This window comes from Pseudomonas sp. CP-1 (genome assembly GCF_021213715.1).
GTDB lineage: Bacteria > Pseudomonadota > Gammaproteobacteria > Pseudomonadales > Pseudomonadaceae > Pseudomonas > Pseudomonas aeruginosa.
Window position 1 is genome coordinate 140510 of sequence record NZ_JAJQKY010000009.1, and the last position, 12425, is coordinate 152934.

Consider the following 12425-nt stretch of genomic DNA (forward strand, 5'->3'; position numbering starts at 1 on the left):
CGTTCGCTGTTCTTCAGTTTATGTATTCGAACAGCTTGACGATCTTCTGCACCCCGTCGACGCCCTGGGCGACGCGGACAGCCTGGGCGGCTTCCTGCTGGTTGACCAGGCCCATCATGTAGACGATGCCGTTCTCGGTGACCACCTTGATCCGCGACGAGGGCACGTTGGGATCGCTGAGCATCTGGGTCTTCAGCTTGGTGGTGATCCAGGCGTCGTTGTTGCGGGCGAGCAGGGAGGAGGGCGAGGTCACCTGCAGTTCGTTATGCACGTTCTTGACCTTCTGCACCGTGCGCGCGGCCTGTTCGGCCTTGCTCTTGAGGTCAGCGCGCGGGGTCTGGCCGGCGATCAGCACGATGCCGTTGTAGCTGACCACGACGATGTGAGAGTCCTTGTCCAGGGCCGGATCGGCCTTGGCGATGTTCACCGCGGCCTTGGTCTCGATCAGCGAGTCGTCGATCTTGCTGCCGATGGTTCGGGTCCCGCGATCGTCGTCGATCGGTTTGTCCCGGGTGGCGCTGAGGAAACTGCTGCAGCCTCCCAGGGCCAGGCTCAGGGCCAGGGTGGCGGCGACGAAGGCGGTACGGCTCATTCTTCACTCCCGAACAGTTGGCGGTCGATCAGGTCGCAGAGGCAGTGGATGGCCAGCAGGTGGACTTCCTGGATGCGTGCGGTGATCTTGGAAGGAACGCGAATCTCCACGTCTTCCGGCAGCAGCAGCGAAGCCATGCCGCCACCGTCGCGGCCGGTCAGGGCGACCACCAGCATCTCGCGGTCGTGGGCAGCCTGGATGGCCTGGATCACGTTGGCCGAATTGCCGCTGGTGGAAATCGCCAGCAGGACGTCGCCCGGCTGGCCCAGGGCGCGGATCTGCTTGGAGAAGACTTCGTTGTAGCTGTAGTCGTTGGCGATCGAGGTGATGGTCGAGCTGTCGGTGGTCAGGGCCACGGCCGGCAGGCTCGGACGTTCGCGCTCGAAGCGGTTGAGCAGTTCGGAGGAGAAGTGCTGGGCATCGCCGGCCGAGCCGCCATTGCCGCAGGAGAGGATCTTGCCCTCGTTGAGCAGCGCATTGACCATCACCAGGCTGGCTTGCTCGATATAGGGAGGCAGTACTTCCAGGGCCTGCTGCTTGGTCTCGATGCTGGCCTGGAAGAGCTGGCGGATACGGTGTTGCATGTCCATCGGTAATGACCTTCGGTGGGGCGGCTGATCAGGCGTCGAATGCGTTCTGAATCCAGTCCAGTCGCGGTGGTGATTGTCCGTCGCTGGTATCGACGGTGACCACATCGAAGCGACAGGGGCGTTTGGCCCAGCGCGCCTCCTGTTGCAGAAAAAGTTCGGCGGAGAGAATCAGGCGTTGCCGCTTGCGCGCGTCGATGCTCTCCAGGGCTCCGCCCCAGGCGCGATGCCGGCGGGAGCGGACTTCGACGAATACTACTGTATCGCCGTCGAGCATGACCAGATCGAGCTCTCCGCGGCGACAGGTCCAATTCTTGCCAAGTGTGGCAAGGCCCTGTCGCCGTAGATGGGCGCAGGCCAGTTCCTCGGCCTGGCGCCCCTTGTCCCGGGAGCTTTCCCTATCGGTCAAAAGCTGCTGGTCCCCAGCGGCTGGACCTGGCCATTGCGGAACTCGGCCCATTGCAACTGGCGTTCGATGCGCTGGGTCGGATTCAGGCTCAGGGTACCGGTCAGGCCGTCGATCTGCAGGCTCGGCACGGCCTTCAGTTCAGGCAGACGCGGAGCGAGGCGGTAGGCGTCGACGCCCATGGCGTAGAGGCGGCCCATGCTGCCGTTGGCCTGGGGCCATTGGGCGGCGACCTGCTGGCGGGTCGGGTCGCTGGGGTTGAGCAGCCACGGGGTCTCGCAGAAGCGGATGCCGTTGAGGTCCTGGTCCTGGGTCGGGTTGTTGGTCCCGGTGTAGAGGTGCGAAGTGGCGTAGACCGGAAGGTCGCCGGCGTACTGGAAGGCCAGGGTCGGCTTGATCTGGCGGGCCTGCTGCGGGGTGGCGGCGAGGAACACGAAGTCGATGTCCTGGCGGCGCGACGGCTGGGTGGCGATCTGGCTGCCGAGGGCGCCCTGCAGGCGCTGGGCGCGGCCTTCGCTCTGGCGCAGTTGCAGCAGGTCGGCGATCTGTTGCGCCAGTTGTACCGGCTGGTCGACATGCTCGGCGGCGATCAGGCTGCCGCCCGCGGACTGCCAGCTCTGGCTGAAGGCGGCCAGCACGCGGTCGCCCCATTCGCCGCGCGGCACCAGCGCCACGGCCCGGCGCATGCCGTCGCCCCAGGCCCGGCTGGCCACCGCGCGCGCTTCGTCCTCGGCGGCGAGGCCGAACTGGAACAGCTGCGCCGGGCCTTCCTGGCTGTTGTCGCTGTAGTTGAGTGCGAGGGTGGTGATCGGTAGTTGCTCGCGGCTGGCGAGTTGCTTGACCAGCGGCTTCTCCAGTGGACCGACGACCAGTTCGACGCCATCGGCCTGGGCCTGGCGGTAGAAGTCATCTAGCGAGCGCACCTGGGTACTGTCGTAGAGTTTGATCGAAGGAGGGTTCTGGCCGGCCTGCTGGGCCTGGAAGTGGGCGGCGAGGAAGCCGTCCTGCAGGGCCCGGGCGACGTTGGCCAACTGCCCCTGCTGGGGTAGCAGGAGGGCGATGCGGGTCAGCGGCTGCTGGGACAGCGTCTTGAGTTTCTCCAGCGCCGCCGGCAAGTGCTTGGCCGCCGGGTGCTCGGGGTTCTGCTGTTGCCAGCTCTCGATGCTGGCCTGCTGTTGCTGCAGGGTCGGCGAGGTCTTGGTGATGCGTGCCAGGGCCAGCCAGCCACTGAGGTCGCCTTCGTTGGCGCTCGGTTGCAACTGGTCGACCGGCAGGCTGCTGACCAGGGTCCAGATCTTTTCCTGGTTCTCGATCACCGCCGGGCCCTCGAGCAGCGGGGCGAAGTAGATGCGCTCCTTGGCTGCGGCAAGGACCTGGCCGTCGGCGGCGAGGGCCTGGGCCTTGGCGCGCTGGGTACGAACCTGCTGGGTCACCGGCAGCTCGCTGAGATGCTGCATGCTCGGATGCTGCAATGCCTGCAGGGCGGCCTTGGGCTTGCTGCGGGCGAGGGCCAGTTCGGCGTTCAGGGTGCTGGCGAAGACCTGCTGGGCCGGCTTCAGGCTTTCCAGCGGGATCTGTCCCAGGATGGCGGTGGACCTGGCGAGGTCCTTCTGCTGGTAGGCAAGGTCCGCTGCCGAGAGGCGCAGCAGCGCCGCTTCCTCGGGCTTGCTCTGGCTGGCCTGTTGCAACAACTGCTCGATGCTGGCATTCGGCGTACGGGGAAGTTCGCCCAGTCCGGAATTGGACGAGGTCGCGCAGGCGGTCAGCAGACCGGCCAGGATCAGAGCAGAAAGCGGACGCAGGCAAGCGATCATATAGGGCTTCTCATGGCGCATTCACGAAGAGTCGCCGATTGTACCGGAGGCCCGCCTCGGGTGCGATGGCGGCACCCTGAATCGCGATACAATGCCGCCTTTTCAGATAGCTCCCGAGGTATTTTCGTGTCAGCAGGCACTCTGTTCGTAGTGGCGACCCCGATCGGCAATCTCGACGACATCACCCCGCGCGCCCTGCGGGTGCTGCGGGAGGTGGCCCTGGTGGCTGCGGAGGATACCCGCCATTCGATCCGGCTGTTCCAGCACTTCGGCATCGAGACGCCATTGGCGGCCTGCCACGAGCACAACGAGCGCGAGGAGGGCGGGCGCTTCATCTCCCGGCTGCAGGGGGGGGAGGACGTCGCGCTGATCTCGGACGCCGGTACCCCGCTGATTTCCGATCCCGGCTTCCACCTGGTGCGCCAGGCACAGGCGCTGGATATCCGGGTGGTCCCGGTGCCGGGCTCCTGCGCGCTGATCGCGGCGCTGTCGGCGGCGGGATTGCCGTCGGACCGGTTCATCTTCGAAGGTTTCCTGCCCGCCAAGGCTGCGGGACGACGCAGCCGCCTCCAGGCGGTACAGGAAGAGCCACGCACGCTGATTTTCTACGAGGCGCCCCATCGTCTGCTGGAAAGCCTGGCGGACATGCGCGACGTGTTCGGCGGGGAGCGCCGTGCGGTGCTGGCGCGGGAGCTGAGCAAGACCTTCGAGACCATTCGCAGCCTGCCGTTGGCCGAACTGCACGATTGGGTCGCGTCGGACAGCAACCAGCAGCGCGGCGAGTGCGTTGTGCTGGTGGCGGGGTGGCAGGCGCCGGAAGGCGAGGAGTCGATCGGTGCAGAGGCGCTCAGGGTGCTCGACCTGCTGCTTGCCGAGCTGCCGTTGAAGAAAGCCGCGGCGCTGGCGGCGGAAATCACCGGGGTGCGAAAAAACCTTTTGTATCAACAGGCTTTGCAACGCCAAGGGAAGAGTTGAGCTTGTTCTTCGCGCCTGCTCCCGCTAACCTTGTCGGCGGAGAGTCGATTGGACAGTCGCTGTCGCGCAATAGCGCGGTGGAGGAAAGTCCGGGCTCCATAGGGCAGAGTGCCAGGTAACGCCTGGGAGGCGCGAGCCTACGGAAAGTGCCACAGAAAATAACCGCCTAAGCGCAACAGCGCCGGTAAGGGTGAAAAGGTGCGGTAAGAGCGCACCGCACGGCTGGCAACAGTGCGTGGCTAGGTAAACCCCACTCGGAGCAAGACCAAATAGGAATCCATTGGCGCGGCCCGCGTTGGATTCGGGTAGGTCGCTTGAGGCGTACAGTGATGTGCGTCCCAGAGGAATGGCTGTCCTCGACAGAACCCGGCTTATAGATCGACTCTCCCACTTCTTCCCACTCTCTTCGCTTTTTCCCGGTTTTATCCGTCCGTCGCAAAAGCGAAAAGCCGCAACTCTTGATAAATCACTTTAAGTTCGAAGGCTAAGACTTTGGACTTATTGTGTTTTGTCATCTCTTTTACTTCTAAAAGCGCTCCGCAACCTTCCAAAAGCACGCTAAATCTCCGTCCTGTAAGGATTTTTCACTTCTGACGCGCCTTGACGGTGGGGAGTGTGGATTTCTATAGTGTGCAGAAGTGGTATGAAGTGGGTAAAAGTGGGATCAATTGGCATGGAAAGCCAACCACAGGGGAAGCGCTGACGTGTTTCGCGGAGCTAATGCCATAAGTCTTGACGCCAAAGGGCGCCTCGCGATGCCGAGTCGGTATCGTGACGAGCTCGTTTCGCGTTGTGCCGGCCAGCTCATCGTCACTATCGACGCAGTCGACCCCTGCCTCACCGTTTACCCCTTGCCCGAATGGGAACTGATCGAAGCCAAGCTGCGCGAGCTGCCTTCTTTGCGAGAAGAAACGCGGCGCCTGCAGCGGCTGCTGATCGGTAATGCCGTCGATCTGGAACTGGACGGAAACGGGCGTTTCCTGATTCCGCCGCGCCTGCGCGAGTACGCCAAGCTGGACAAGCGGGCGATGCTGGTGGGGCAACTGAACAAGTTTCAGTTGTGGGATGAGGATGCCTGGAACGCCATGGCTGAAGCCGACCTGGCGGCAATCAAACAACCCGGTGGGCTGCCGGACGAACTACGCGACCTGATCCTTTGACTATGAATGCCACCTACCGCCATATCACCGTTCTGCTCGAGGAGGCCGTTTCCGCACTGGCCCCGCGGGAGGACGGCTGCTATCTGGACGGTACCTTCGGAAGAGGGGGCCATAGTCGAGCCTTGCTCGAGAAACTGGGCACCGGGGGACGCCTGCTCGGATTCGACAAAGATCCCCAGGCCATCCAGACAGGAAAAGCATTGGCGGCCGAAGACGGCCGCTTCGTCATTGTGCAGCGCTCGTTCGCCGAACTGGGCGATGAGGTGCGCGCACGCGGTCTCGAAGGGCGGGTCGATGGCGTCCTGCTCGACCTTGGCGTGTCGTCGCCGCAACTCGACGATCCCGAGCGCGGCTTCAGCTTCCTCAACGATGGTCCCCTGGACATGCGCATGAATCCCGGCCAGGGCATCAGCGCAGCGGAGTTCATCGCCAATGCCGCCGAAGAGGAAATCGCCCGGGTCTTCAAGGAATATGGCGAAGAGCGCTTCGCCAAGCGGATGGCCCGCGCCATCGTGCAGCGCCGCCAGGAGCGCCCGTTCGAACGGACCGCCGATCTGGCCGAAGTGATCACGGTTGCCAACCCCGCCTGGGAGAAGGGTAAGAATCCGGCGACCCGCGCATTCCAGGGCCTGCGCATCCATGTGAACAATGAATTGGGCGATCTCGAGCGCGGCCTTGACGCCGCGCTCGAATCGCTGGCCGTCGGCGGCCGCCTGGTGGTGATCAGTTTCCATTCCCTGGAAGACCGCATCGTCAAGCTGTTCATGCGCAAGCACGCCAAGGGCGAGGCGGACAACCTGCCGCGCGACCTGCCGATCCGTTCCAAGGTCTTCGAACCGCGCCTGAAGCTGCTGGGCAAGCCGCAGTACGCTTCGGAAGAAGAACTCAAGGCCAACCCGCGCTCGCGCAGCGCGGTCATGCGCGTGGCGGAGAAGCTGAGATGAGCCGTCTCTTCGTCAAGCGCCTGCCTACCGGCAGCTTCCTCATGTTGCTGCTTTATATAGGTCTGCTGCTCTCGGCGATAGCCGTGGCCTACAGCACCTACTGGAACCGGCAACTGCTCAACTCGCTGTATTCCGAGCTGAGTGTGCGCGACAAGGCGCAGGCCGAGTGGGGCCGGTTGATTCTCGAGCAGAGCACCTGGACCGCCCATAGCCGTATCGAAAGCCTGGCGGTGGAACAGTTGCGCATGCGCGTTCCCGACCCGGCCGAGGTCAGGATGGTGGCGCCATGAAACTGAATTATTTCCAGGGCGCTCTCTACCCATGGCGGTTCTGCGTGATCGTCGGCCTGCTGCTGGCGATGGTCGGCGCCATCGTCTGGCGAATCGTCGACCTGCACGTGATCGACCATGACTTCCTCAAGGGCCAGGGCGACGCGCGTAGCGTGCGGCATATCGCCATCCCTGCGCACCGGGGCCTGATCACTGACCGCAACGGCGAACCGCTGGCGGTGAGCACCCCGGTCACCACCCTGTGGGCCAACCCCAAGGAGCTGATGACCGCCAAGGAACGCTGGCCGCAACTGGCGGCGGCGCTCGGGCAGGATACCAAGCTGTTCGCCGACCGCATCGAGCAGAACGCCGAGCGCGAGTTCATCTACCTGGTCCGTGGGCTGACCCCGGAACAGGGCGAAGGTGTGATCGCCCTGAAGGTGCCGGGCGTGTACTCCATCGAGGAGTTTCGGCGTTTCTACCCGGCTGGCGAAGTGGTGGCCCATGCGGTCGGCTTCACCGATGTCGACGACCGTGGTCGCGAAGGTATCGAGCTGGCTTTCGACGAATGGCTGGCCGGCGTGCCGGGCAAGCGCCAGGTGCTCAAGGATCGCCGTGGCCGCGTGATCAAGGACGTGCAGGTCACCAAGAATGCCAAGCCGGGCAAGACCCTGGCGCTGTCCATCGACCTGCGCCTGCAGTACCTGGCTCATCGCGAACTGCGCAACGCTCTGCTGGAGAACGGCGCCAAGGCCGGCAGCCTGGTGATCATGGACGTGAAGACCGGGGAGATCCTGGCCATGACCAACCAGCCCACCTACAACCCGAACAATCGTCGTAACCTGCAGCCGGCGGCCATGCGCAACCGGGCGATGATCGACGTGTTCGAGCCGGGCTCGACGGTCAAGCCGTTCTCGATGAGCGCGGCGCTGGCCAGCGGGCGCTGGAAACCCAGCGATATCGTCGACGTCTACCCGGGCACCCTGCAGATCGGCCGCTACACCATTCGCGACGTATCGCGCAATTCGCGGCAACTCGATCTCACCGGCATCCTGATCAAGTCGAGCAACGTCGGCATCAGCAAGATCGCCTTCGACATCGGCGCCGAATCCATCTACTCGGTCATGCAACAGGTCGGCCTCGGGCAGGACACGGGGTTGGGCTTCCCCGGCGAGCGCGTCGGCAACCTGCCCAACCACCGCAAGTGGCCGAAGGCGGAAACCGCGACCCTGGCCTACGGCTACGGTCTCTCGGTCACCGCGATCCAGTTGGCGCATGCCTATGCGGCCCTGGCCAACGACGGCAAGAGCGTGCCGCTGAGCATGACCCGAGTCGACCGCGTGCCGGATGGCGTGCAGGTGATTTCGCCGGAAGTGGCTTCCACCGTGCAGGGCATGCTGCAACAAGTGGTCGAGGCCCAGGGCGGGGTGTTCCGCGCCCAGGTGCCGGGTTACCACGCCGCCGGCAAGAGCGGGACCGCGCGCAAGGTCTCGGTCGGCACCAAGGGCTACCGGGAAAACGCCTATCGCTCGCTGTTCGCCGGTTTCGCCCCGGCCACCGATCCGCGCATCGCGATGGTCGTGGTGATCGACGAGCCGAGCAAGGCGGGCTACTTCGGCGGCCTGGTGTCGGCGCCGGTGTTCAGCAAGGTCATGGCTGGCGCGCTGCGCCTGATGAACGTGCCGCCGGATAACCTGCCGACGGCCACCGAACAGCAGCAGGTCAATGCTGCGCCCGCAAAAGGAGGGCGTGGCTGATGCCTATGAGCCTGAACCAACTGTTTCCCCAGGCCGAGCGCGATCTGCTGATCCGCGAGCTGACCCTGGATAGCCGCGGCGTTCGTCCGGGCGACCTGTTCCTGGCGGTGCCGGGCGGGCGCCAGGATGGTCGCGCGCACATCGCCGATGCCCTGGCCAAGGGCGCGGCTGCCGTGGCTTACGAGGCGGAAGGCGCCGGAGAGCTGCCGCCCAGCGATGCGCCGCTGATCGCGGTGAAGGGGCTGGCCGCACAACTGTCGGCGGTCGCCGGGCGTTTCTACGGCGAGCCGAGCCGCGGGCTGGACCTGATCGGCGTCACCGGCACCAACGGCAAGACCAGCGTCAGCCAACTGGTGGCCCAGGCCCTGGATCTGCTCGGCGAGCGCTGCGGCATCGTCGGCACCCTCGGCACCGGTTTCTACGGCGCCCTGGAGAGCGGCCGGCACACCACGCCGGACCCGCTCGCGGTGCAGGCCACTCTGGCCACGCTGAAGCAGGCTGGCGCCCGCGCGGTAGCGATGGAAGTGTCTTCCCACGGCCTCGACCAGGGCCGCGTGGCGGCGCTCGGTTTCGATATCGCGGTGTTCACCAATCTGTCCCGCGACCACCTCGACTATCACGGTTCGATGGAAGCCTATGCCGCCGCCAAGGCCAAGCTGTTCGCCTGGCCGGGCCTGCGCTGCCGGGTGATCAACCTGGACGACGATTTCGGCCGTCGATTGGCCGGCGAGGAACAGGACTCGGAGCTGATCACCTACAGCCTCACCGACAGCTCGGCGTTCCTCTATTGCCGCGAAGCGCGCTTCGGCGACGCCGGCATCGAGGCGGCACTGGTCACTCCGCACGGCGAGGGCCTGCTGCGCAGCCCGTTGCTCGGCCGCTTCAACCTGAGCAACCTGCTGGCGGCGGTCGGTGCGTTGCTTGGCCTGGGTTATCCCCTGGGCGATATCCTCCGCACCTTGCCGCAACTGCAGGGGCCGGTCGGCCGCATGCAGCGCCTGGGAGGCGGCGACAAGCCGCTGGTGGTGGTGGACTACGCGCATACTCCCGACGCCCTGGAAAAAGTCCTGGAGGCCCTGCGTCCGCACGCGGCCGCGCGCCTGCTGTGCCTGTTCGGCTGCGGCGGCGATCGCGATGCCGGCAAGCGTCCGCTGATGGCTGCGATCGCCGAACGCCTGGCGGATGGGGTGCTGGTCACCGACGACAACCCGCGCACCGAGGCCAGTGCGGCGATCATCGCCGATATCCGCAAAGGCTTCGCTGCCGCTGACAAGGTTACCTTCCTGCCGTCGCGCGGTGAGGCGATCGCCCATCTGATCGCTTCCGCTGCGGTGGATGACGTGGTGCTCCTGGCTGGCAAGGGTCACGAGGATTATCAGGAGATCGACGGCGTACGCCATCCGTTCTCCGACATCGAGCAGGCCGAGCGCGCCCTGGCCGCCTGGGAGGTGCCGCATGCTTGAGCCTCTTCGCCTCAGCCAGTTGACGGTCGCGCTGGACGCCCGCCTGATCGGCGAGGACGCCGTCTTTTCGGCGGTTTCCACCGACAGTCGCGCCATCGGGCCCGGCCAACTGTTCATTGCCCTGAGTGGGCCGCGTTTCGACGGCCACGACTATCTCTCCGAGGTTGCCGCCAAGGGCGCGGTGGCTGCGCTGGTGGAGCGCGAAGTCGCCGACGCGCCCCTGCCGCAATTGCTGGTGCGCGATACCCGTGCGGCCCTGGGGCGACTGGGCGCGCTGAACCGGCGCAAGTTCACCGGCCCGCTGGCGGCCATGACGGGCTCCAGCGGCAAGACCACGGTCAAGGAGATGCTCGCCAGCATCCTGCGTACCCAGGCCGGCGATGCCGAGTCGGTGCTGGCTACCCGTGGCAATCTGAACAACGACCTCGGCGTACCGCTGACCCTGCTGCAACTGGCGCCGCAGCACCGTAGCGCAGTGATCGAACTGGGCGCCTCGCGCATCGGCGAGATCGCCTACACGGTCGAGCTGACCCGCCCGCACGTGGCGATCATCACCAATGCCGGCACCGCCCATGTCGGCGAGTTCGGCGGACCGGAGAAGATCGTCGAGGCGAAGGGCGAGATACTCGAAGGGCTGGCCGCCGACGGCACCGCCGTGCTGAACCTGGACGACAAGGCCTTCGACACCTGGAAGGCCCGTGCCAGCGGCCGTCCGTTGCTGACTTTCTCCCTCGACCGGCCCCAGGCCGATTTCCGCGCCGCCGATCTGCAGCGCGATGCGCGCGGCTGCATGGGCTTCAGGCTGCAGGGCGTAGCGGGTGAAGCGCAGGTCCAGCTCAACCTGCTGGGGCGGCACAATGTCGCCAATGCCCTGGCTGCCGCCGCTGCCGCCCATGCACTGGGCGTACCGCTGGGTGGGATCGTCGCCGGGCTGCAGGCGCTGCAACCGGTCAAGGGCCGCGCGGTAGCGCAACTGACCGCCAGCGGGCTGCGTGTGATAGACGACAGCTACAACGCCAACCCCGCGTCAATGCTGGCGGCGATTGATATACTGAGCGGCTTTTCCGGGCGCACCGTCCTGGTCCTCGGAGACATGGGCGAACTCGGTTCCTGGGCCGAGCAGGCCCACCGCGAGGTGGGCGCCTACGCCGCTGGCAAGGTGTCCGCGCTCTATGCGGTCGGACCGCTGATGGCCCACGCCGTACAGGCGTTCGGCGCCACGGGCCGGCACTTCGCCGACCAGGCCAGCCTGATCGGGGCGCTGGCCACCGAACAACCGACAACCACCATTTTGATCAAGGGTTCCCGCAGCGCGGCGATGGACAAAGTCGTCGCGGCGCTGTGCGGTTCCTCCGAGGAGAGTCACTAATGCTCCTGCTGCTGGCCGAATACCTGCAACAGTTCTACAAGGGCTTCGGCGTCTTCCAGTACCTGACCCTGCGCGGCATTCTCAGCGTGCTCACTGCGCTGTCGCTGTCGCTGTGGCTGGGGCCCTGGATGATCCGTACCTTGCAGATCCGCCAGATCGGCCAGGCCGTGCGCAACGACGGTCCGCAGTCGCACCTGTCGAAGAAGGGCACCCCGACCATGGGCGGCGCCCTGATCCTTACCGCCATCGCCATCAGCACGCTGCTGTGGGCGGATCTTTCCAACCGCTACGTGTGGGTGGTGCTGGTCGTTACCCTGCTGTTCGGTGCCATCGGCTGGGTGGACGACTACCGCAAGGTGATCGAGAAGAACTCCCGCGGCCTGCCGAGCCGCTGGAAGTACTTCTGGCAGTCGGTGTTCGGCATCGGCGCCGCCGTGTTCCTCTATATGACTGCCGAAACCCCGATCGAGACTACCCTGATCGTGCCGATGCTGAAGAGCGTCGAGATCCAGTTGGGCATCTTCTTCGTGGTCCTGACCTACTTCGTCATCGTCGGTTCGAGCAATGCGGTGAACCTCACCGACGGTCTCGACGGCCTGGCGATCATGCCGACGGTAATGGTTGCCGGCGCGCTGGGCATCTTCTGCTACCTGTCGGGCAACGTGAAGTTCGCCGAGTACCTGCTGATTCCCAACGTACCGGGCGCCGGCGAGCTGATCGTGTTCTGCGCCGCGCTGGTCGGCGCCGGCCTCGGCTTCCTCTGGTTCAACACCTATCCGGCGCAGGTCTTCATGGGCGACGTCGGCGCGCTGGCGCTGGGCGCCGCGCTGGGCACCATCGCGGTGATCGTGCGCCAGGAGATCGTGCTGTTCATCATGGGTGGGGTGTTCGTCATGGAAACCCTCTCGGTGATGATCCAGGTCGCTTCCTTCAAGCTGACCGGACGCCGCGTCTTCCGTATGGCGCCGATCCATCACCATTTCGAACTGAAAGGCTGGCCGGAGCCGCGCGTGATCGTGCGCTTCTGGATCATCACCGTGATCCTGGTGCTGATCGGCCTCGCCACCTTGAAGCTGCGTTGAGGACGAA

General features: G+C 65.3%; 12 protein-coding genes and 1 other RNA gene. 9 read left to right on the plus strand and 4 right to left on the minus strand.

Annotated elements, in window-relative coordinates; translation table 11 throughout:
* Nucleotides 1-13: 13 nt before the first annotated feature.
* From LT948_RS19005 to LT948_RS19020, 4 genes are read right to left on the minus strand one after another with little or no spacing between them, the layout of a single operon-like run.
* The gene (locus tag LT948_RS19005; RefSeq protein ID WP_003094151.1) at nt 14-592 is read right to left on the minus strand and encodes a BON domain-containing protein; all 579 of its coding nucleotides are present in this window, start codon (nt 590-592) and stop codon (nt 14-16) included.
* Complete coding sequence (locus LT948_RS19010) at nt 589-1182, minus strand: phosphoheptose isomerase (protein WP_003094149.1); 594 nt, start codon at nt 1180-1182, stop codon at nt 589-591. The genes LT948_RS19005 and LT948_RS19010 overlap by 4 nt, the downstream gene beginning before the upstream one ends.
* A gap of 28 nt (nt 1183-1210) precedes the next feature.
* Nucleotides 1211-1588, minus strand: coding sequence for a YraN family protein (locus tag LT948_RS19015; RefSeq protein WP_003110149.1), 378 nt, complete (start codon nt 1586-1588; stop codon nt 1211-1213).
* Complete coding sequence (locus tag LT948_RS19020) at nt 1585-3399, minus strand: penicillin-binding protein activator (RefSeq protein ID WP_015503531.1); 1815 nt, start codon at nt 3397-3399, stop codon at nt 1585-1587. Before LT948_RS19020 ends, LT948_RS19015 begins: the two co-directional genes overlap by 4 nt.
* A gap of 126 nt (nt 3400-3525) precedes the next feature.
* Here LT948_RS19020 and rsmI point away from each other — a divergent pair, with 126 nt between their 5' ends.
* The 9 genes from rsmI to mraY all read left to right on the plus strand — a co-directional run bounded on the left by rsmI (nt 3526) and on the right by mraY (nt 12418).
* Nucleotides 3526-4374 carry a 16S rRNA (cytidine(1402)-2'-O)-methyltransferase gene (rsmI, locus tag LT948_RS19025; RefSeq protein WP_033995388.1) on the plus strand — a complete coding sequence of 283 codons (849 nt, stop codon included), beginning with the start codon at nt 3526-3528 and terminating at the stop codon, nt 4372-4374.
* A 40-nt stretch (nt 4375-4414) separates the two neighbouring features.
* Nucleotides 4415-4764, plus strand: an RNA gene (rnpB, locus tag LT948_RS19030) — RNase P RNA component class A.
* 314 nt (nt 4765-5078) lie between these two features.
* On the plus strand, nt 5079-5534 hold the full coding sequence (gene mraZ / locus LT948_RS19035) for a division/cell wall cluster transcriptional repressor MraZ (RefSeq protein ID WP_003103101.1): 456 nt from the start codon (nt 5079-5081) through the stop codon (nt 5532-5534).
* Between the two features lie 2 nt (nt 5535-5536).
* On the plus strand, nt 5537-6478 hold the full coding sequence (gene rsmH / locus LT948_RS19040) for a 16S rRNA (cytosine(1402)-N(4))-methyltransferase RsmH (protein WP_019485797.1): 942 nt from the start codon (nt 5537-5539) through the stop codon (nt 6476-6478).
* Nucleotides 6475-6768, plus strand: coding sequence for a cell division protein FtsL (ftsL, locus tag LT948_RS19045; protein ID WP_003094142.1), 294 nt, complete (start codon nt 6475-6477; stop codon nt 6766-6768). Before rsmH ends, ftsL begins: the two co-directional genes overlap by 4 nt.
* A complete protein-coding gene (gene ftsI / locus LT948_RS19050) occupies nt 6765-8504 on the plus strand; it encodes a peptidoglycan D,D-transpeptidase FtsI (RefSeq protein ID WP_003094139.1) in 1740 nt (579 codons plus the stop codon). The genes ftsL and ftsI overlap by 4 nt, the downstream gene beginning before the upstream one ends.
* Entirely contained in the window at nt 8504-9967 is a 1464-nt protein-coding gene (locus tag LT948_RS19055; protein ID WP_003094133.1) for a UDP-N-acetylmuramoyl-L-alanyl-D-glutamate--2,6-diaminopimelate ligase, read from the plus strand. Before ftsI ends, LT948_RS19055 begins: the two co-directional genes overlap by 1 nt.
* Nucleotides 9960-11336 (plus strand): UDP-N-acetylmuramoyl-tripeptide--D-alanyl-D-alanine ligase, encoded by a 1377-nt coding sequence (locus LT948_RS19060; RefSeq protein ID WP_033995390.1) that lies wholly within the window; start codon nt 9960-9962, stop codon nt 11334-11336. The genes LT948_RS19055 and LT948_RS19060 overlap by 8 nt, the downstream gene beginning before the upstream one ends.
* Nucleotides 11336-12418, plus strand: a complete 1083-nt coding sequence (mraY, locus tag LT948_RS19065; protein ID WP_003094129.1) for a phospho-N-acetylmuramoyl-pentapeptide-transferase — start codon at nt 11336-11338, stop codon at nt 12416-12418. The genes LT948_RS19060 and mraY overlap by 1 nt, the downstream gene beginning before the upstream one ends.
* Nucleotides 12419-12425 lie beyond the last annotated feature (7 nt).

Bases quoted from the DNA above. Each gene is read 5' to 3' on its own strand.
- LT948_RS19005 (WP_003094151.1), bottom strand. From the start codon at position 592: ATGAGCCGTACCGCCTTCGTCGCCGCCACCCTGGCCCTGAGCCTGGCC.
- LT948_RS19010 (WP_003094149.1), bottom strand. From the start codon at position 1,182: ATGGACATGCAACACCGTATCCGCCAGCTCTTCCAGGCCAGCATCGAG.
- LT948_RS19020 (WP_015503531.1), bottom strand. From the start codon at position 3,399: ATGATCGCTTGCCTGCGTCCGCTTTCTGCTCTGATCCTGGCCGGTCTG.
- rsmH (WP_019485797.1), top strand. From the start codon at position 5,537: ATGAATGCCACCTACCGCCATATCACCGTTCTGCTCGAGGAGGCCGTT.
- ftsL (WP_003094142.1), top strand. From the start codon at position 6,475: ATGAGCCGTCTCTTCGTCAAGCGCCTGCCTACCGGCAGCTTCCTCATG.
- ftsI (WP_003094139.1), top strand. From the start codon at position 6,765: ATGAAACTGAATTATTTCCAGGGCGCTCTCTACCCATGGCGGTTCTGC.
- LT948_RS19055 (WP_003094133.1), top strand. From the start codon at position 8,504: ATGCCTATGAGCCTGAACCAACTGTTTCCCCAGGCCGAGCGCGATCTG.
- LT948_RS19060 (WP_033995390.1), top strand. From the start codon at position 9,960: ATGCTTGAGCCTCTTCGCCTCAGCCAGTTGACGGTCGCGCTGGACGCC.
- mraY (WP_003094129.1), top strand. From the start codon at position 11,336: ATGCTCCTGCTGCTGGCCGAATACCTGCAACAGTTCTACAAGGGCTTC.